Genomic DNA, 18,888 nt, shown 5'->3' with positions numbered 1-18,888 from the left:
GACTAAACCCTTAATGGGTTTAGTTTAGCTGATGAAGGATTTTAAGCAAACTCCATCTACATTTAATTCATAAGCTTTTTTCAGGTTATTTTTTAAAGTATCAAGCAAAAATAAAATTTTAGAATCAAACATATAAAACTCGGCCATCTTTGATGCAATTTTTGCCAAATTTTCATCTTTTATTAAAATGTATTTTGCACCCAATGCATTAGAAAGTAAAATTTCTTCTTCGTTTTTAACAAAAATACCAAAATCTACTTTTTCATCTTTTGCATTTTTAATAACCGATTCATCATATTCAAAACAATTCACATTGGTTTTAATAAAAATATTTTCATAATGACTAAATTTTTGCATATTTATCAAAGGATGTCCAAAAATTAACATAGCTTTTCCTTTACTTTTAAAAGACAATAATTTCTAAAACCGCGGTTGAAAATTTTATAATCTTTCATTCCTTGTAGTTCATCATAAACCTCGCTACCTTTATAAAGCAAAAATGAAGTTTTTTCATCATAAAAACCATTTGAAATTTCAATCAAAGGTTTTATATCCATCAAAGCCCTTGATGTGATTAAATCTACTTTGAAAGGTGGATGATTTTGTAATTTTTCTTTTATGATATTTATATTTATCAAATTAAGCTCAGTTTTAATCACTCTTAAAAAAGAAGCCTTTTTAACACTGGGTTCAAATAGAAAAAAATTACTATTTTCCAAAATACATGCTAAAAATATTGCAGGAAAACCAGCCCCACTTCCAACATCAACAATCTTTTTTTTATCAGTCAAATCACAATAGTCTAAAATTTTTATACTATCAATAATATTGTCGTCTATGTTTTCAAGATGAGTTAGATTATGCACAGCATTAAATTTTTTTAACAACTCTTTATAAAGCGCGATTCTTTGGTAAAAATCATCTTTATTTGCAAAATCTTTTAAAAAATTTAATTGCTCTTCATAAATTTTCAATTTAAATGCCCCATTTGCGTATGTTTAATTTCCAAATAATCTTTATTAAAACGATTTGCTTCAATTAAAATAGGAATTCTTAAATTTACTTTTCCTTTTAAAGAGCTAAGTTTTTCAGGATTATTAGTCAAAAGATTAATCTTAGTAATCTGATAATGTTTAAGTATAAAATCTACTATTTCATAACTACGCTCATCTGCTTTAAATCCTAATTGATGATTTGCCTCTATAGTATTAAAACCCTTATCTTGTAAAGCATAAGCATTAATTTTATTAAAAAGTCCTATACCTCTTCCTTCCTGTCTTAGATAAATCACCATACCACCATGCTCTTGGATATATTTTAATGAAAAGTCAAGTTGCTCACCGCAATCACATTTTAAACTTCCTAAAACATCACCTGTTAAACATTCTGAATGGATTCTAATATTAACTTCTTTTTCTAATTTTCCTTTAAAAATACAAAGATGTTCTTTGTCATTTTCTTTAAAACTTTGTATATTAAATTCTCCAAAACGAGTGGGAAGTTTTGCTATTTCAGAAATTTGAATAGTCATTATTTTCTTCACCTTTTTACAAAAAATATGCTAGAATTTAAGCAATTTTAACAAACAAAAAGGAAATTTATGTTTAAACGCTTTAGAAGATTAAGACTAAATGAGAATATTAGAAGTCTAGTAAAAGAAAATACTTTAAATTTAGATGATTTAATCTACCCCCTTTTTGTTGTAAATGGTACTAATATTAAAAATGAAATCGCATCTATGCCAGGTGTGTTTCAAATGAGCTTAGATGAAATTTTAAAAGAATGCGAAGAACTAATTAATCTTGGCATTAAAGCTATTATTTTATTTGGTGTGCTAGAAAGTTCTAAAAAAGATAGCTGTGGAAGTGATGCATTGAGCGATGATGGTTTGATTGCTACAAGTCTAAGAGCTATTAAGGCAAAATTTCCTAATTTAGTAGTGATTACCGATCTTTGTTTTTGTGAGTATACTGATCATGGTCATTGTGGTATTATTGATCCAAAAAGCAAAAGTGTGGATAATGATTTAACTTTAGAAATTTCAGCCAAACAAGCTCTAATTCATGCCAAAAATGGCGCTGATATGATAGCACCAAGCGGTATGATGGATGGCATTATTGAAACTTTAAGAAAAACTTTAGATGAAAATGGTTTTGAGAATTTACCTATTATGGCTTATTCTACTAAATTTGCCTCAGCTTATTATGGACCTTTTAGAGATGTGGCTGATTCTGCGCCAAGCTATGGGGATAGAAAAACCTATCAAATGGATTTTGCTAATGGTAAAGAAGCCTTATGCGAGAGCTTAGAAGATGAAAAACAAGGTGCTGATATTTTGATGGTTAAACCAGCACTTGCGTATTTAGATGTAGTTAAAGATATAGCAAATCATTCCAAACTTCCACTTTGTGTATATAATGTAAGTGGTGAATATGCTTTATTAAAAGCAGGTCAAAAAGCAGGTGTGATTGACTATGAAAAAATAGTGCTTGAAACTATGCTTGCTTTCAAAAGAGCAGGAGCTAAGCTTATCATAACTTATCATGCAAAAGAAATTGCAAAATTATTAAACAAGGAGTAAGATTGGATAGTCTAAGTAAAAAAAGTTCTCAAGATATCATTAATGAATTATCAAATTATTTGGGTATAGAAAAACACAATCAAACCATATTTCATCTAACTCATATAAACGAAAAAGAAAAAAAATTAAGCTTAAAAAATGGCCATGAATTAGCACCTGAACCATGGTTTATAGTAGATGAAAATGGCGAAGTTAAAACTATGTTTTCAGTAAAAACCCTAATTGAGTTTTTACAAAATGCCAAAGAGGTGCAAAAAGATAATTTTGAACTCAAATTAGAAAAGGCTATTTATCAACAAATTCCTATTGATTTTAACGATGTTTGGACGGTTGCTATGGATGAGATTAAACATCAAGTTGCCAAAGGCGTAAAAGAAGTAAATATTGATTTAGATCAACTAATTAGCAATATTCATGCTAAACATCCTAATTTGTTTATTAATATGAAAGAAATGATGCAAAAGGTAAAACCAAATGAAAGATTATAAAAGCTTTGTTAAATACTCCAAAGCAGGCCCAAGATATACATCTTATCCTACTGCAGTGGAATTTAACACTCAGTTTAAATATGAAGATTATATACAAATTTTAAAAGATCAAAAAGCACAATTGTCTTTGTATTTTCATTTGCCTTTTTGTAGAAGCGCTTGCTATTTTTGTGGTTGTAATGTAATATATACTGCTAAAGAAGAAAGCAAAGAAAGATATTTAAACTATCTTTTTAAAGAGCTTGATCTTTTAGCAAATATCATCAACACCCAAAGAGAAGTAGCTCAAATGCATTTTGGTGGTGGCACCCCTACTTTCTTTTGCGCTAAACAATTGCAAAGTTTGATTTTAAAAATTAAAAGTGTTTTTCCAAATTTTACCCAAGATAGTGAAGTAAGCTGTGAGATTGATCCTAGATTTTTAAATGAAGAACAAGCTGATGTTTTGATTCAAAATGGTTTTAACCGTATCAGTTTTGGCGTGCAAGATTTTGATGAAAAGGTTCAAAAGGAAATTCATAGAATTCAACCTTTTGAATTAACCAAAAATGCAGTAGATATGGTAAGAAAAAAGGGAATTAACTCAGTAAATATGGACTTAATTTATGGCCTTCCTTATCAAAGCCTAGAAAGTTTTAAGCAAACTTTAGAAAAAGCATTACTAATCAATCCTGATCGTTTTGCTATTTTTAACTATGCACATGTACCTTGGCTTAAAAAAAATATGAGAAAATTCGATGAAAGTACATTACCAAGCCCTGATGTAAAACTTCAGATTTTAGAATACTGTGAAAAATTTTTAACTCAAAATGGTTATAAAATGATAGGAATGGATCATTTTGCAAAACCACAAGATGAACTTTTTAAAGCTTTAGAAAATGGTAGCTTGCATAGAAATTTCCAAGGCTATACTACAAAAGGTGGAACTGATTTAATTGGCATTGGCTTAACAAGTATAGGCGAAGGACAAAGACATTATATGCAAAATTTCAAAGACATGCCAAGTTATGAAAAAGCTATTGATGAAGGTAGATTACCTTGTGAAAAAGGTATTATGCTTGATGATGATGATGAATTAAGAAAAGCTGTTATTATGGAACTTATGAGTAATTTTGCCCTTAATATAAAAAATATAGAAAATAAATTTAAGATTGATTTTTTTGAATATTTTAAACAAGATTTAAAAGAACTTGAAGAACTTAGCGAATTTGTCACTATAGATGAAAATTATATCAAAGTTAATGAAACAGGAGTACTTTTAATACGTAATATTGCTATGTGTTTTGATAAATATTTAAAACGCATTAGTGAAGATAAAAAAGTATTTTCTAAAACGGTTTAATATGCTAAATGTTAATGAAATTTCTAATGCTTGCGTAAAATGTGGCAAATGCATACCAGTTTGTACTATACATGAGATAAACCGCGATGAGAGCACTTCTCCTCGTGGTTTTTTGGATTTAATTAGTGCTTATAAAAATCAAGAACTAGAACTTGATAAAAATCTTAAAAAAACTTTCGAATCATGTTTTTTATGCACAAATTGCGTTGAAGTTTGTCCAAGTCATTTAAGAGTAGATAGTGCTATTGAAAAAGCGCGCTTTGATATAGCTCAAAAATTTGGCATAGCATGGTATAAAAAGCTTGCTTTCTTTTTTTTAAGACACAGAAAGATTTTAGATATCTTAGCAAGATTAGGCTATGTTTTTCAAAGTTGTGCTTTTAGCTTGCAACATAAAAATTTAGGAATGAAAGCTAAATTTAGCCTACCATTAATCAAAAAAGACCGCTTATTGCCTTCTTTAGCTAAGAAAAGTTTTTTAGCCTCTAATCCTGATTTTATAAACAATCAAGGCGAAAAAACTATAGGACTTTTTATAGGTTGTTTATCTAATTATTCCTACACTAATACAGGTTTTGCCTTGCTTGAAATTTGTAAACATCTTAAAATCAATGTAGATTTATTAAAAGATCAATCTTGTTGTGGTGCTCCTCATTATTTTACCGGAGATTTTAACAGTGTAGAAAAATTAGCTAAAAAAAATATCATTTATTTTGAGGAGAAATTAAAAACACTAGATTATATCATTATCCCAGAAGCGACCTGCTCTGCGATGATTAATATAGACTATGAACATTTTTTCCATATGCAAAATGATGAAGAATGGGCAATAAGAGCTAAAAATATTTCCAGTAAAATATTACTTGCAACAAAATATTTTTATGAATACACTAATTTAGAAGAACTTTTAAAAACAAAGAAAAAAATAAATACAAAAATCGCATATCATGATCCTTGCCATGCAAGAAAAATGCAAGGGGTTTTTAAAGAACCAAGAGCTTTACTAAAGCAAAATTATGCTTTTAAAGAACTTATCAAGTCAAACGAGTGCTGTGGTTTTGGTGGAGTTAGCATACAAACTGATCATTATGAAAAAGCTTTGCAAGTTGGCATAAAAAAAGCTCAAAACATACAAAAAAGTAATGTAGAAATCATTAGCGCAGAGTGCTCAGCTTGTAGAATGCAAATTTCAAATGCATTAGAGCATGAAAAAATTTCCACAAGATTTTTACACCCATTAGAACTTATAGCTAAAACACTTCAAGATTAAAACTAATCTTGATGTTTAATATCTTCAATGTTTGATCTATTTTTTTCTATTAAAATTCTATTTTGTTCTATGTTTTCACTATTTTTCTTGCATTCATTTTTTAAAATCTCTATATTTTTATGCAAAATCTTTATTTTTCTTTCATAACGATTAATCAGCAAAAACACTATAAATAAAAATAAAATTAAAATAGCCCAATTTAAAAATGCCATATTTATCCTTTCTTTAGATATATTAGTACTTTTTATCTTAAATTACAATTCTTTTTAAATTTGGAGAAAGTTTTACTAAAATTTCATAATTAATAGTATTAAAAAAGTTAGCCATAACATTTGCATCATTCATAACACAAATTACCTCACTATCATTTTCACAAGAAAAGCTATCCATAGACATTTTTCCAAGTATTTTTTTACCATTAGGAAGAAAAAAATCTTTTTTACCATCATAACGCAAAAGCCCATCAGCATAACCTAAATCATAAGTTGCTATTTCGATATCTTCTTTTGCACTATACATTCCACCATAACCAACACTTTGACCTTTTTTTAACACTCTTTGGCTTAATTTTTCAGCCCATAAACTCAAAACCTTACGCAAATCTTTATTAAAATGCGCATAACCAAATTGTACAAGCCCTACTCTACAATACTCATCATCTTCTAAAGTATTTGCTCTAAATAAAGCTTCAGAATTATGAGAATGAAATACTAAGTTCTTAGCCTCTTCTTGTAATAAATCATAAATTAACTTTTTAGCGTATTGAAATTTTTGTTTTTGCACAAAATAACTTGCATCTACTTCATCACTTCCTGCAAAATGCATCATCACTCCATGAAGTATCAAATTATTACTTTTTAACCCTTGCATCACTTCTTGAATTTCTTCAGGTAAAATTCCATTTCTATGCATATTTGTATCCATGACTAAATGAATTTTTGTATTTTTTTTAAGCTTTTTTATGTCATTTTTTGCATTTAATGCATAAATAAATTTTTCACTTTCATTACCATGTGGATGATGAGATAAAATTAAGATATTATCAAAAATATTTTCAAGCTCTTTTGCTTCGTCTTCATTTTTTACGGCTATAAAATTTATACCTTTTGCTCTAGCTATAGGAGCTAAAAGTTTAGCTCCATGACCATAAGCATTATCTTTAAAAACACAAATTACTTTTTCATAACCTCCAGCCTTAGAGGCTATTAGGTCAAGATTATACTCATAAGCTAAGCGATCGATTTTTATATAAGCCATTATTGTTCAGCTAAAATTTGCATTTTATCTTCAACTAGCTTAACATAAAGAACTTTTTCTCCTTTGAATTTATAATTAGTACTACGATAATCTTCATAAAATCCTATTCTAAAAATCTTCTCATTTTTTTCATTTGGATAAGGACTTATGCTAAGATCTGAAAATTTAATAGTTTTTTCTTCTTTTTTAGCAAAAATTCTTTGTTTGTTTTTTGCAAACTGCTCATATGAAAATTTATTTTTATGCTTGAATATTTTTTGATCATAAAAAGATAAGTATTTGTCAATGTCACTTTTTTGCCAACTGTCTTTCCAAGCAAATAAATTTGCTAACAAAATAGCAACTTCTTCATGGTTTGTTCTTACTTTATTTTTTTCCTCTGTCATTGCATATGATTTTCTATCAGCGACTAATTTATTAAAATCTTCTAGTAAATCATTTTGTACAGCAATACAACCTCTAGTTTTATAAGTATCTAAACGCGTTCCATCTAAAGGATATCCATGAATCCAAATTCCACCACCTGTTTTACCTAAAGTTTTATCTAAAACGTTTGGATAAGTTGTCGCAAAAGCAAATGGTCCATAATATGGGTCACCAGGATAAAATTTCTTTCCAAGCTCATAAAAACCTATAGGAGTTTTTAAATCCCCTTCTATTTCTTTATCTCCAGCCAAACCAGTTAAAACATCTTTTTGAATAAATTTCTTTTCTACTTTTCCATCATTATAATGATAAACTCTAATGATTTTGTCGCTTTTATTAGTCAATACAATAGCTACATTTTCTTCGTAGTAACCAAGGCTAACATTTTTATCTTTTATCTCATCAAGCCAAAAATCTTTCTTGCTTAATTCTTGCTCTAACACCTTTTCAACTGCATCAATACCTTGATTTAAATAAATTTTTGCAAGATCACTTGCATTTACAAATACAACCAGACTAAATAATACTAATATAGTTTTAAACAATTTATACCTTTCTATTAAAATTTAAAACAACAAAGAGATAATTATAATATTTTTACAATAAATATATTTTTAATTTTTTCCGTGTATAATGTTTATGATTGACTAAAAAATATAAAGGAATGATAATGAAAAAATTACTTAGTTTAGCTATATTAAGCACCTTTGCTATTGCAAATGAAATCACTATAAATGATCCTTATGTTAGACAAACTCCGCCAAATTCTAAAACAACAGCAATTTTTTTGGAACTTAAAAACAACTCTGATAAAGATATAAAACTAATAAAAGCTCAAAGCTCATTAAGTGATACAACTGAAATTCACGATCATATCATGGAAAATGGTAAAAAAATGATGGTGCAAATCCCTCAAATTACCATAAAAGCCAATTCAAGCGCTGAACTTAAGCCAGGTGGCATGCATATTATGATACTAAATCTTAAAGAAAATATCACACCTCAAACCAAAGCTAATTTAACACTTTATTTTGATGATAATAGCACAATTGAACTAAAAGATATTAAGTCAAGAAGCATTAAAAAATAATGAAAAATCTACTTATCTTTGCCCTAGCTATAATCTTTGCTATATGCGGGGCTTATTTTTATACTAATTCAACAAATTCTGGGAAAAAAAGAGAGTTAATCACCACTCTAACGCCTTTAGCATGCGATCTAAATATCCAAGAGTGTGAGTATAATTTTAAAGATAAAAAAATCTTGATAAATTTAAATCCAAAGCCTATAACTACACTAAATGAACTTGATTTAAATATCACTAATTTAGGTGAGTTTAAAAAACTAAACGCTAGAGTTTATGGGCTTAATATGTATATGGGAGATATTGTTCCACAATTTAAAAAAATCAACAACACTTATCATGCTAAATTAGTTTTAAGTTCTTGTACGCTAGATGTGATGCGTTTTAGAATAGAGCTTTTTGATGATGAAACTCCACTAGATTTTTATTTTGACTTTGATGTAAAAAGGTAAAATATGAAAAAAATAAATATTTTTTTATTAATTGTGGTAATTTTTGGGGTGTTTTTTATATCTGTGCAGTATTTTGAAAACAACAAATACAATTTTCACTTAAATTCTGAAAAAGGCATACTTAGTCTAAAAGATTTTATCGGTAAAAAACTAATTGTATATTTTGGCTATACATATTGTCCTGATGTCTGTCCTGGTGAGCTTGCCTTGATTGCTAATGTTTTAGAAAAAATGCCAAATAAAGAAAAAGCTCATGTAGTATTTATCTCACTAGATCCAGCAAGAGATAGCAACTTAACTCAAACTAGCCAATGGGTTAAGTATTTTTACCCAAATTCAACTGCATTGGTTGCTAAAGATGAAAAAGAATTAGAAAAAGTTACTAAAAATTATGGCGTAGTATATGAAAAAATCAATCTTAAAGATTCTGCTATGGGATATTCTATAGCACATAGTGGCGAATTTTATTTGATTGATGAGAATGGAAAATTTATTAAAACCATAAAAGATATTAGTTATGAAAACTTTTTCAATGAAATTCAAAAATTCTTAAACGAATAAATTTTTACAATTTATTCGTTTCTTAAAGTATCTAAAATATCTACTTGAGTTGCTTTTTTAGCAGGATAATAAGAAGATAAACTTACAATCACAATAGCTCCAAAAAGTGTAATACAAAAATCAACTAAAGAAAGTTCTAAAGGCAATTTACTCATACCATAAACATCACTTGGCAAAGAAATAATGTCAAAATTTCCAAGTACCCACAAAGCAATAGCTGCAAGTATCACACCTGCTACGATACCACTTCCACCTATCAAAAATCCTAAAGAAAAAAATGTTTTTTTAATCTCTAGCTTACTAGCACCTAAGGAAAGCAATAAAGCTATTTCGCTGCGTCTATTCATCACTATCATCAATAAAGAGCTTACTATATTTAAACTTGCAACTAAAATAATCAACATCAATACTATAAACAAAGCTCTTTTTTCTAAAGCAAGAGCTGCAAAGAAATTTCCATTTTGTTCCCACCAACCGATGCTAGCATATCTTGCACCCAAAAAAGCATCAATTTGTTTAATATCTTCAAAGGGTTTATTTGAATACACATGCACTCCATCATAATTTCCTTGAGGATATGATAAAATTTTAGCTAAGGCTTTAGCATCTGTATACATATAAGCTTTATCATAGGCTAATAACCCTGAAGAAAAATCAGCCTTAACATCAAATCTTTTAACCTGCGGGATAAGCGAAAGACCACTAGCATTAAGATTGGAAAAAATTAGAGTTATTTTTTCATTATAATCTAGTCCAAATTCTTCTTTTAAACCCTTACCAATTAAAATATCAAAATTATCTAATTTTTTATCTCCTAAAGCTTGAGCTACTACTTCATTGATCTTTTTTTCATCTTCAAAATTAACCCCAAAAAGCATACCGCCTTCTAATTTTAAATCATTTCTTGCTATGACTTGAGTGGCAATATAAGGACTAAATAATAAATTTGGAAATTTGATTCTTAATTCTTGTAATAATTTATCATCCACACTTGCTCCAAAACGTGGCAATATAGTGATAGGATAATTCATAGTAAAAAGTTTTCTTTCAAATTCCTTATCAAAACCATTCATAATAGCCATTGCAACTAAAAGCACGCAAAGCCCTATACTCACACCTAAAAAGGCTAAAATTTTTGAAAGCATGATAAAGGGTTGATCTTTATCAAAACGCAAATATTTAAATAATAAATAACGAGGGATACTTTTTTGCATTTTATACTCTTAATATTTTTTTAAGTATTTTAACTTGATTTTTATAAAAGCTAGCTTTGTATTTATTTAAGATAATATACAAAGGCACTATTATCATGAAATTCAACTATAAATCTTAGTGGCAAAATTCTTACATAAGTTTCGCTTTGCGCGCTTGCTTGTTCACTTTTTACAAAATCTTTTACATCTATTTTTGAATTAAAAAAGCAATCAATTAAATCATTTTTGTGATTATTTAAAAAGTTAAATTTATCTAATTTTGTCATTTTCTCTTCATCTATCATACCAAAATCATTGCGCACTAAAGACTTCAAGTCACTTGGTGTATAAACTAACTCACAAGCATATTCTAAATTCTTTTTTTTACTCTTGGTCATAGCCATAGAAATAGTTTCATTTTGATGAAAAAGGATTAAATTTTTATTAGAGAGTTCTGCCCAAAATATAAACTCATCTTGGGCAGTAGCATTAAAAATTATAAGGATTAATAAGCAAACAATTCTTTCCACTTGTCAGCATCGATTTTAAGTTCTACATTTACTCTATAAAGACCATCTTTAAAGTCTTGATCAACTACACTTGCATTTTTAATCAAACCATTTACTTGTGCTGTAATGGTTGAACTTTTAAGCATTGCATCTTTTACTGTATCTTTACCATTAACTCTTACACCATATAACTTACTAGCTAATTGTCTATAAGCATCAGTGATTGCTGCTCTTTTAGCTAAGGCCAAAGCTTGACCAACAGAAACTGTATTTAAAGGAGCAATACCCTCACCCACTGCTGTAAAAGTTAAATCATTGTCTGTGCTTGTATCATTTGCAAGCATTTTTTCTTCTCTAATGATATTACGCACATCATCTTTGTCTACTTTTTGAACTACAACATCAGAACTTGCAGCTTGAGTAGCTTGAGCTTGAGCAGGTTTCGCACCTCTTTGATCTAGTGCACACGCACTAAAACCTAAAGCCAAACAAAACATAAAAATAACTTTTTTCATTTTTACACCTTCAATTTATTTGATATTATTTAAGATAGCAAAAAGCATTCCAGAATTTTACTATTCTAAATTTAAATCCATATTAGTTTCAGCATCTAATTCCTCATCTTCTTCTTTAGGGCATTTAGCAATGCTTACAACCTCATCATTTTCAACATTAACAACAATCACACCACTTGTGTTTCTACCTGCTTTTCTAATACTTTGCATATCAACGCGTATCATCTTACCACTGCTTGTTAATGCCATTAAATCCATACTTTCATCGACTATAACTATTCCGATTAAATCTTTTGTTTTAGCAGTAAGTTTCATGCATATTACACCCTTACCACCTCTACTTTGAAGTCTATATTCACCTGCATCAGTACGCTTACCTATACCTTTTGCGCTTACGCTTAAGATTTCTTGCGCGTCATTTTCTATAACAACAGCACCCACAACTTCATCATCTTTTTCTTTAAATTTAATCGCAGTCACCCCTCTACTTACGCGGCCAATCTCTCTAACTTTAGTAAGTGGGAATTTAATACACATACCTTTTTTAGTAACTGCAAAAAGCATTTTACCACTAACAATTTCAAACTCTTCGCTATTTTCATTTGTTTCAATTTCCAGATTATCTTCTGCTTCTAAGTTTTCGTCTGTATTTATATTTACAATTTCATTTTCATCCCTTGCTACGATAATTGCAGTAACAAGTTCATCATTTTCATCTAGATTAATCGCTTTTACACCCACGCTTCTAATGTTTTGATATTCACTTAAATTTGTGCGTTTTACGATACCATTTTTAGTAAAGAAACACAATGATTTGCTCTCATCAAAATCAGTGGTTGGAATAATTGCCATGATTTTTTCATCTGCTTGTAGATTAATGAGATTAACCACAGCTTTGCCTTTAGCAGTTCTACTTCCTTCAGGAATTTTATAAACCTTAAGCCAATAAAGCTGTCCACGATCAGTAACAAACATCAAAGTATCATGTGTATTTGCCGTAAAGAAACTTTCTATAAAATCATCATCATAAGTTGTAACCGCGACCTTACCTTTACCACCGCGTTTTTGTTTTTCATATTGCTTACTTGGAACACGCTTAATATAGCCACGATGAGTGATAGTAACTACCATATTTTCATTTGGTATTAAATCTTCTATATCAATATCATCATAGTCATCTTCAATTTGAGTAATTCTTGGTACATCAAATTTTGTTCTGATTTCTTTTAACTCATCTTTGATTAAATTTTCAAGCAAAATTTCGCTTTTTAAAATTTGATCAAGCCTCTCTATTTCTGCTAATAATTCTCTTAATTCATTATCGATTTTTTCTCTTTCAAGTCCTGTTAAACGACCTAATTTCATATCTAAAATCGCATTAGATTGAAGCTCGCTTAAGCCAAATTTTTGCATTAATAAATTTTTAGCCGTTGGATTATCAGGAGAGTTTTTAATCAAAGCTATCACTTCATCAATATTATCTAGTGCAATTTTTAAACCTTCTAAAATATGCGCTCTAGCTCTAGCTTTTTGCAGCTCATAAATAGTTCTTCTAATAATTACAGTTTTTCTATGATTTAAGAATAAATTTAAAAGTTCAATTAAAGAAAAAACTTTTGGTTCTTTATTATGTATAGCAAGCATAATCACACCAAAAGTGCTTTCCATAGTGGTAGATTTAAAAAGATTATTTAACACAATCTCGCTCATAGCATCGCGTTTTAACTCAATTACTACGCGAATTCCTTCTCTATCACTCTCATCTCTAACTTCAGCAATGCCTTCGATTTGTTTTTCTTTAGCAAGTTCAGCAATTTGCTCTATCAATCTTGCTTTATTGGTTTGATAAGGAAGTTCATCTATTACAATAATATCTTTATTAGCTCTTTTTTCAATATGGGTTTTTGCTCTTACTTTTACCCTACCACGACCTGTGCGGTAAGCTTCTATAATACCCTTTTTACCAAAGATAATACCACCGGTTGGAAAATCAGGGCCTTTGATAAATTGCATTATTTCTTCTAAGCTTGCATTTTTATTATCAATTAAATAAAGCAAACCATCAATAAGCTCATTTAAGCTATGCGGAGGAATATTAGTAGCCATACCTACTGCAATACCACTTGAACCATTAAGTAATAAATTTGGCACCCTAGCAGGTAAAACATCAGGCTCACTCATAGAATCATCATAATTTGGTATAAAATCAACTGTATCTTTTTCTATATCACGCAAAAGTTCTTCAGCTAAAATCGTCATCCTAGCTTCAGTATAACGCATCGCAGCAGCACCATCACCGTCAATAGAACCAAAGTTTCCTTGCCCATCTACGCTTGGATAACGCATAGAAAAATCTTGTGCCATTCTTACTAAAGCATCATATACAGCTGTATCACCATGTGGATGGTATTTACCGATAACATCACCCACTATACGCGCTGATTTTTTATACGCACTACGACTTCCAACACCTAAATCATTCATAGCATATAAAATTCTTCTATGAACAGGCTTAAGCCCATCTCTAGCATCAGGTAAAGCACGGCCTATAATAACACTCATAGAATAATCTAAATAACTACTCTTTATAGAACTTTCTATATCTATATTTTCAATATCTGAATCTTTAGTAAAAATATTTTCCATAAAAATCCTTAAAATTAATCTTTGTATTTTAGCAGATTATTCTTTTGCGTTAGCTAAAACTAAAGCAAAAAGTACTTCGATATTATTTTTTTCTAAAAGCTCTCTTGCTTCAAGCAAACTTAATCCCGTAGTTACAACATCATCTACTAAAATCACAGGATATTTTGGACGCTTTAAAAGCTTATAAGATCTTTTATTATCTTTACGAAATTACAAACTTTTTCCACTATATTTAAATTCTGAATTAGCTTGCAAAGCATGATACATAGGTTTTATAAATTGAGTTTTTAAATGTTTGGTTAAAATAGCAGTATGAGAGTAGTTTTTATATGTTTTATCATCCAAGGCTATGGCATTAATTTTACAAGAGGGTTGAAAAAAATCTTTAAATTTAGCAAAACTTAATTTTGCAAGCGTATTTAAAACAAAATATCCTTGAAATTTGTGTTTAAAATAAATTAGATGTTTAATTTGTTCATATTGATAAAAATAATAAACCTTAAAACCTTTATCAAGTTCTCTTATACCTAAAGAATATTCTAAAAGCTCTTCCTTGCAAGCTGGACAAAAGCTCGCAAAGGAAAATCCATGGCAACTAAAACACCTCACAAAGAGCTGATAATATCTGCAGATTTATTAGCTACTTGCTTTATAAGAAGCTGAGTGAAGAAAGGCAGATCTTTAATATTATAAAAACCTTTAACTTCTTGTTTAGTTTTAATGTTAATAGTTTTATTAGTGTTAATATCTTTTAATGTTAGCTGACTAGCAATAATTGAAAATAAAGAATTAGAATCAAATTTAGAATAAAAATCATTAAAACTCAAATCTACTCTTAAAACATAAGGAGAATCTTGTGTATTTTCAACCACTACTATACCTCTATTTTCTAATTCTTCTTTTAAAAACACATAAAAATAGTAGTTAAAATTTTCATTAATATAATAATTATTTCCATTAGAAGAAGAATATTTCAAATTCTCATTTAAATCATACACTCTATGAATATAAACTTTTTTCAAAGAAGCACTTTTATCAATTGTTCTTTTATTTGTACAATACTTAAGTCCTACATCACTAATATACACAAGACCTTTAATTTTTGCTTCATATGCTTTAGAATCAGAAGGATTATAACACTGTGCTTGGATTTTTATAACTTCATTAACCTTAGCTACACCTTGATTTTTAGGGTTTATAGTACAAGCGCCAAAAAACAAAGCTAAAATACATACGAACATTTTTTTAAACATTATCTTTCCTTAAAAGCAATCATCTTTTTGATTAAGATGATTTTTAATCAGCAAAAATTATACCAAAAACAAATGAATTTTACTAAAAATTACTTTTTTTCACACAAAAATAATTTTGTAAAAAAAAATTATATAAAAATTAATATTTAAAAGAAAATTCATTTAGAATATGTTACAAAACTACAATATTTTAAAGGAGTTGTTAAATGAGTTCAAACACAAAAACACTTATAGTTATTGCTGATTTAGTGTTGTTTATCGCTTTGCTTTATTTCTCCCCTTTTGGCGAAACTAAGGTAAACCAAGGATTATCCCTGTTGATCTTTATCGCTATATTGTGGCTTAGCGAAGCTTTGCATGTTACTATTACAGCTATTTTAGTACCTGTTTTAGCAGCCATCTTAGGATTATTACCTACTGCTAAGGCTTTAACAGGGTTTGCTGATTCTAATATCTTTTTATTTTTTGGCGGTTTTGCTCTAGCAGCAGCCATGCATCATCAAAAGCTAGATAAGCTAATTGCACATAAAATTTTAACCCTAGCAAAAGGACATTTAGGTTTATCAAGTTTATATATTTTTATCACTACTGCATTTTTATCTATGTGGATGAGTAATACTGCAACCGCAGCCATGATGCTTCCGCTTGCTATAGGTATGTTAGCTTCACTTGATCCACAAAAAGATAGAAATACCTATGTTTTCATTCTTTTAGGTATAGCTTTTAGTGCAAGCATAGGTGGTATAGGCACTATAGTAGGAACTCCACCAAATGCTATTGTTGCTACTCAATTACACATTAGTTTTGCACAATGGTTAAAATATGGTATTCCTATTGTTTTAATCTTTTTACCTGCAATGATTTTGATTTTGTATTTTATGTTTAAACCAAGATTTAATCTACAAGTTGATTTACACACTGAAAATATAGAACTTACAAGACCTAGAATCATCACTTTAATAATCTTTTTAGTGGTTGCGCTATCTTGGATTTTTAGTGGTAATATAGGTCCTATCATCACAAGTATTTTTGGACATAAAATAGCAAATCTTGATGCAATTATTGCCTTGCTTGCAGCTGTTTTAGTATGTGCATTTAAAGTGATTGATTGGAAAAATGTACAAAAAAATACTGATTGGGGCGTGTTAATGCTCTTTGGTGGAGGTATTACTCTAAGTGTAGTGTTAAAGGATTCAGGTGCTAGCAAGGTTATGGCTGATACCATTATTTCATTTATAGAAAATGGACATTTATTTGTTATAGGCTTAATCATAGCATTTTTTATAGTATTCTTAACAGAATTTACCTCAAATACTGCTTCAGCAGCCTTGCTTGTGCCTTTGTTTATCTCTATAGCAGATACTTTAGGTGTTCCTGCTTTAGGACTTGCTTTGATTATTGCTATTGGCGCTTCTTGTGCTTTCATGCTACCAGTTGCTACACCACCAAATGCTATAGTTTTTGGTACTGGCCATATCAAACAACAAGAAATGGTAAGAGTAGGAATTATACTAAATATATTCTGTTCAATTAGCCTTGCAATAATTGCATATTTCTTCTGGTTATAATCTTTTAGTCCTTTTGGACTAAAAGGTCTTTACATCTTAAAATATATTTTTTTACATTTTCACTTTTATACAAAGCTTCTCTTATACACACACCTGCTAAATTTAAATCTTTTAAGTGTTTTATAGTTTGAGTATTTATGCCACCTATGGCATAAATGGGTATTTTTGAAACTTCTAACAAATCTTTTAAATTCTTAATACCTTTTGGAGCTAAATCAACCTTACAAGAACTTTTAAATACATGTCCAAAAAAAGCATGACTTACTTTAAGCTTATAAGCTAAATCTAATTCTTCTTTAGAATGGATAGAAGCACCCAAAAGCTCAAATTTTTTATAGCTTTGTAGGCAATTTTGTAAAACAAATAAAGGAGCATGAAAAAATTGATGATTTAATTTTAAACAAACTTCATAATGATAATGCAAAAAGCAAATCTTTTGAGTTTTATTAAAAATTTTTAATACTTCTTTGGCTAATTTAGCGTATTCTAACTCATCTAAATGTTTTTCTCTAAGCACCAAAGCATCAATACTACTTTGACTTAGTTTTTCAATAAAATTTAAAAAATCTCCTTGGGTATTTTGACTATCGCTAATAGCAATGACTTTTTTATCCCACATAAATACTATCGCTCATTATAGCTTGCAAATTTGCATTTTTTAACATAGCTAAAACCTCATCAACACTACGCATATCACTAATTTGAAACTGATCATCGCCTTTTTTATCACCTTGATGCTCACCCACTCCCACGCTCACACCTGCACTCATTTTAGTAGCTCCAAGTTTAATAACCCCATCTCTAAATCCTGCTCTTTCACGCGTAGAAATCGTAATACCTGCAAAAGGTAAAAACAATCTATAAGCACATAAAACTTGCAAAAGTCTTGTTTCGCTTACATCTTTTGGATGAATTTTTTTATTATTAATAATAGGTCTTAATCTAGGGATAGATAAAGCTATTTCAGCATGAGGGTATTTTTGCTGTAAAAAATACGCATGCAATGCCGTGGCAAAAGCATCTTTTCTAAAATCATCTATACCAAGTAAAGCTCCAAAAGCAACCCCTCTCATACCCGCTTTTAACGCTCGCTCTTGCGCATGAAAGCGATACTCAAATACACTTTTTTCACCTTCAATATGAATTTTAGAATAAGTTTTTTGATTGTAAGTTTCTTGATAAACACTTACATATTCACAACCCTTTTCATGAAGCAGTGCATACTCATCTACATTCATAGGATAAACTTCAATCCCAACGACTTTAAAATACTCTTTTGCTATCTCACAAGCTTTGGCAAGATATTCTACGCTAGCATACTCCCTACCCTCACCTGTTAAGAGTAAAATTTCTTCCAAACCACTTTTTTTAATCTCTTGCATTTCTTTGTGAATTTCAGCCTCATTTAGCTTAGCTCTTTTAATGTTATTTCCTTTTTGAAATCCACAATAAGTACATTTGCTATTGCAAAAATTAGAAAGATATAAAGGTGTAAAAAGCAAAATGGAATTTCCAAAATATTTTTGAGTAATCTTGCTTGATTTTTGCGCCAAATCTTCTATAAAATCTTCCGCTGTGCTTGAAAGCAAGGCTTTTAAATCTTCTAAGTTAAGATAATCTTTAGCTAAAGCTTGTTTTACATCAAAAGCGCTAAATTTACTTTCATCAAAAATTTCAACTTCTTTTAAAACCTTGGTTAAAATTTCACTTTCAATACTTTGCATATGAGGATATTTTTGCATT

The 18,888-nt window shown here is 29.3% G+C and carries 21 protein-coding genes and 1 pseudogene; 8 read left to right on the top strand and 14 right to left on the bottom strand.

The features are described from left to right. Positions 1-24 precede the first annotated feature (24 nt). From L8X36_RS07360 to ribA, 3 genes are read right to left on the bottom strand one after another with little or no spacing between them, the layout of a single operon-like run. The gene (locus L8X36_RS07360; RefSeq protein ID WP_263683245.1) at positions 25-387 is read right to left on the bottom strand and encodes a hypothetical protein; all 363 of its coding nucleotides are present in this window, start codon (positions 385-387) and stop codon (positions 25-27) included. After that, positions 381-968: a 16S rRNA (guanine(527)-N(7))-methyltransferase RsmG gene (gene rsmG / locus L8X36_RS07355; protein ID WP_412175677.1), complete on the bottom strand. Its 588-nt coding sequence runs from the start codon at positions 966-968 to the stop codon at positions 381-383. The genes L8X36_RS07360 and rsmG overlap by 7 nt, the downstream gene beginning before the upstream one ends. A 2-nt stretch (positions 969-970) precedes the next feature. Further along, positions 971-1,531 (bottom strand): GTP cyclohydrolase II, encoded by a 561-nt coding sequence (gene ribA / locus L8X36_RS07350; protein ID WP_263679656.1) that lies wholly within the window; start codon positions 1,529-1,531, stop codon positions 971-973. Positions 1,532-1,600: 69 nt separating this feature from the next. Between ribA and hemB the strand changes: the two genes are divergently transcribed. From hemB to L8X36_RS07330, 4 genes are read left to right on the top strand one after another with little or no spacing between them, the layout of a single operon-like run. Beyond that, complete coding sequence (gene hemB / locus L8X36_RS07345) at positions 1,601-2,581, top strand: porphobilinogen synthase (protein ID WP_263683243.1); 981 nt, start codon at positions 1,601-1,603, stop codon at positions 2,579-2,581. Between the two features lie 2 nt (positions 2,582-2,583). Then, the gene (locus tag L8X36_RS07340) at positions 2,584-3,069 is read left to right on the top strand and encodes a DUF2603 domain-containing protein (protein ID WP_257397313.1); all 486 of its coding nucleotides are present in this window, start codon (positions 2,584-2,586) and stop codon (positions 3,067-3,069) included. Next, entirely contained in the window at positions 3,056-4,411 is a 1,356-nt protein-coding gene (gene hemN / locus L8X36_RS07335; protein WP_263683242.1) for an oxygen-independent coproporphyrinogen III oxidase, read from the top strand. The genes L8X36_RS07340 and hemN overlap by 14 nt, the downstream gene beginning before the upstream one ends. A 1-nt stretch (position 4,412) precedes the next feature. Continuing rightward, positions 4,413-5,681, top strand: a complete 1,269-nt coding sequence (locus L8X36_RS07330; protein WP_263683241.1) for a (Fe-S)-binding protein — start codon at positions 4,413-4,415, stop codon at positions 5,679-5,681. Positions 5,682-5,683: 2 nt separating this feature from the next. On the opposite strand, the gene L8X36_RS07325 is transcribed toward L8X36_RS07330, so the two are convergent. Genes L8X36_RS07325 through L8X36_RS07315 form a run of 3 tightly spaced genes read right to left on the bottom strand, consistent with a single transcriptional unit; the run spans position 5,684 to position 7,924 of the window. After that, entirely contained in the window at positions 5,684-5,893 is a 210-nt protein-coding gene (locus L8X36_RS07325; RefSeq protein WP_012661838.1) for a hypothetical protein, read from the bottom strand. Between the two features lie 37 nt (positions 5,894-5,930). Further along, positions 5,931-6,938 (bottom strand): alanine racemase, encoded by a 1,008-nt coding sequence (locus L8X36_RS07320; protein WP_263683240.1) that lies wholly within the window; start codon positions 6,936-6,938, stop codon positions 5,931-5,933. After that, positions 6,938-7,924 (bottom strand): L,D-transpeptidase family protein, encoded by a 987-nt coding sequence (locus L8X36_RS07315; protein ID WP_412175032.1) that lies wholly within the window; start codon positions 7,922-7,924, stop codon positions 6,938-6,940. The genes L8X36_RS07320 and L8X36_RS07315 overlap by 1 nt, the downstream gene beginning before the upstream one ends. Before the next feature lie 110 nt (positions 7,925-8,034). Between L8X36_RS07315 and L8X36_RS07310 the strand changes: the two genes are divergently transcribed. From L8X36_RS07310 to L8X36_RS07300, 3 genes are read left to right on the top strand one after another with little or no spacing between them, the layout of a single operon-like run. Beyond that, complete coding sequence (locus tag L8X36_RS07310) at positions 8,035-8,454, top strand: copper chaperone PCu(A)C (RefSeq protein WP_039668649.1); 420 nt, start codon at positions 8,035-8,037, stop codon at positions 8,452-8,454. After that, positions 8,454-8,900 carry a hypothetical protein gene (locus L8X36_RS07305; protein ID WP_263683239.1) on the top strand — a complete coding sequence of 149 codons (447 nt, stop codon included), beginning with the start codon at positions 8,454-8,456 and terminating at the stop codon, positions 8,898-8,900. Before L8X36_RS07310 ends, L8X36_RS07305 begins: the two co-directional genes overlap by 1 nt. A gap of 3 nt (positions 8,901-8,903) precedes the next feature. Continuing rightward, complete coding sequence (locus L8X36_RS07300; protein WP_263683238.1) at positions 8,904-9,461, top strand: SCO family protein; 558 nt, start codon at positions 8,904-8,906, stop codon at positions 9,459-9,461. 11 nt (positions 9,462-9,472) lie between these two features. On the opposite strand, the gene L8X36_RS07295 is transcribed toward L8X36_RS07300, so the two are convergent. The 6 genes and pseudogenes from L8X36_RS07295 to mapA all read right to left on the bottom strand — a co-directional run bounded on the left by L8X36_RS07295 (position 9,473) and on the right by mapA (position 15,577). Next, positions 9,473-10,675 (bottom strand): ABC transporter permease, encoded by a 1,203-nt coding sequence (locus L8X36_RS07295; RefSeq protein ID WP_263683237.1) that lies wholly within the window; start codon positions 10,673-10,675, stop codon positions 9,473-9,475. 62 nt (positions 10,676-10,737) lie between these two features. Beyond that, positions 10,738-11,184 carry a hypothetical protein gene (locus L8X36_RS07290; protein WP_263683236.1) on the bottom strand — a complete coding sequence of 149 codons (447 nt, stop codon included), beginning with the start codon at positions 11,182-11,184 and terminating at the stop codon, positions 10,738-10,740. Continuing rightward, positions 11,160-11,678, bottom strand: a complete 519-nt coding sequence (locus tag L8X36_RS07285; RefSeq protein ID WP_257397303.1) for an LPP20 family lipoprotein — start codon at positions 11,676-11,678, stop codon at positions 11,160-11,162. Before L8X36_RS07285 ends, L8X36_RS07290 begins: the two co-directional genes overlap by 25 nt. Before the next feature lie 60 nt (positions 11,679-11,738). After that, positions 11,739-14,324 carry a DNA gyrase subunit A gene (gene gyrA, locus L8X36_RS07280; protein WP_263683235.1) on the bottom strand — a complete coding sequence of 862 codons (2,586 nt, stop codon included), beginning with the start codon at positions 14,322-14,324 and terminating at the stop codon, positions 11,739-11,741. Positions 14,325-14,360: 36 nt separating this feature from the next. Then, a pseudogene (locus tag L8X36_RS07275) lies at positions 14,361-14,933 on the bottom strand (ComF family protein). Further along, entirely contained in the window at positions 14,930-15,577 is a 648-nt protein-coding gene (gene mapA, locus L8X36_RS07270; protein ID WP_263683234.1) for an outer membrane lipoprotein MapA, read from the bottom strand. Before mapA ends, L8X36_RS07275 begins: the two are co-directional and overlap by 4 nt. A 206-nt stretch (positions 15,578-15,783) precedes the next feature. Here mapA and L8X36_RS07265 point away from each other — a divergent pair, with 206 nt between their 5' ends. After that, positions 15,784-17,145, top strand: a complete 1,362-nt coding sequence (locus L8X36_RS07265) for a DASS family sodium-coupled anion symporter (protein WP_263683233.1) — start codon at positions 15,784-15,786, stop codon at positions 17,143-17,145. A 4-nt stretch (positions 17,146-17,149) separates the two neighbouring features. Here the strand turns inward: L8X36_RS07265 and L8X36_RS07260 are convergent, their stop codons facing one another. Continuing rightward, complete coding sequence (locus L8X36_RS07260) at positions 17,150-17,764, bottom strand: thiamine phosphate synthase (protein ID WP_263683232.1); 615 nt, start codon at positions 17,762-17,764, stop codon at positions 17,150-17,152. Further along, positions 17,754-18,887, bottom strand: a complete 1,134-nt coding sequence (gene thiH, locus L8X36_RS07255; RefSeq protein ID WP_263683231.1) for a 2-iminoacetate synthase ThiH — start codon at positions 18,885-18,887, stop codon at positions 17,754-17,756. The genes L8X36_RS07260 and thiH overlap by 11 nt, the downstream gene beginning before the upstream one ends. Position 18,888 lies beyond the last annotated feature (1 nt).

The sequence above is a fragment of the Campylobacter sp. CNRCH_2014_0184h genome (assembly GCF_025772985.1).
Lineage (GTDB): Bacteria > Campylobacterota > Campylobacteria > Campylobacterales > Campylobacteraceae > Campylobacter_D.
This window is presented reverse-complemented; position numbering and strand designations above follow the sequence as displayed.

What these genes read in the sequence shown, in the direction of transcription:
- thiH (WP_263683231.1), bottom strand. Translation starts at nt 18,887, where the DNA reads ATGCAAAAATATCCTCATATGCAAAGTATTGAAAGTGAAATTTTAACC.
- L8X36_RS07260 (WP_263683232.1), bottom strand. Translation starts at nt 17,764, where the DNA reads ATGTGGGATAAAAAAGTCATTGCTATTAGCGATAGTCAAAATACCCAA.
- ribA (WP_263679656.1), bottom strand. Translation starts at nt 1,531, where the DNA reads ATGACTATTCAAATTTCTGAAATAGCAAAACTTCCCACTCGTTTTGGA.
- hemB (WP_263683243.1), top strand. Translation starts at nt 1,601, where the DNA reads ATGTTTAAACGCTTTAGAAGATTAAGACTAAATGAGAATATTAGAAGT.
- mapA (WP_263683234.1), bottom strand. Translation starts at nt 15,577, where the DNA reads ATGTTTAAAAAAATGTTCGTATGTATTTTAGCTTTGTTTTTTGGCGCT.
- L8X36_RS07320 (WP_263683240.1), bottom strand. Translation starts at nt 6,938, where the DNA reads ATGGCTTATATAAAAATCGATCGCTTAGCTTATGAGTATAATCTTGAC.
- L8X36_RS07325 (WP_012661838.1), bottom strand. Translation starts at nt 5,893, where the DNA reads ATGGCATTTTTAAATTGGGCTATTTTAATTTTATTTTTATTTATAGTG.
- L8X36_RS07295 (WP_263683237.1), bottom strand. Translation starts at nt 10,675, where the DNA reads ATGCAAAAAAGTATCCCTCGTTATTTATTATTTAAATATTTGCGTTTT.
- L8X36_RS07265 (WP_263683233.1), top strand. Translation starts at nt 15,784, where the DNA reads ATGAGTTCAAACACAAAAACACTTATAGTTATTGCTGATTTAGTGTTG.
- hemN (WP_263683242.1), top strand. Translation starts at nt 3,056, where the DNA reads ATGAAAGATTATAAAAGCTTTGTTAAATACTCCAAAGCAGGCCCAAGA.
- L8X36_RS07305 (WP_263683239.1), top strand. Translation starts at nt 8,454, where the DNA reads ATGAAAAATCTACTTATCTTTGCCCTAGCTATAATCTTTGCTATATGC.
- L8X36_RS07360 (WP_263683245.1), bottom strand. Translation starts at nt 387, where the DNA reads ATGTTAATTTTTGGACATCCTTTGATAAATATGCAAAAATTTAGTCAT.
- L8X36_RS07300 (WP_263683238.1), top strand. Translation starts at nt 8,904, where the DNA reads ATGAAAAAAATAAATATTTTTTTATTAATTGTGGTAATTTTTGGGGTG.
- L8X36_RS07330 (WP_263683241.1), top strand. Translation starts at nt 4,413, where the DNA reads ATGCTAAATGTTAATGAAATTTCTAATGCTTGCGTAAAATGTGGCAAA.
- gyrA (WP_263683235.1), bottom strand. Translation starts at nt 14,324, where the DNA reads ATGGAAAATATTTTTACTAAAGATTCAGATATTGAAAATATAGATATA.
- L8X36_RS07285 (WP_257397303.1), bottom strand. Translation starts at nt 11,678, where the DNA reads ATGAAAAAAGTTATTTTTATGTTTTGTTTGGCTTTAGGTTTTAGTGCG.
- L8X36_RS07310 (WP_039668649.1), top strand. Translation starts at nt 8,035, where the DNA reads ATGAAAAAATTACTTAGTTTAGCTATATTAAGCACCTTTGCTATTGCA.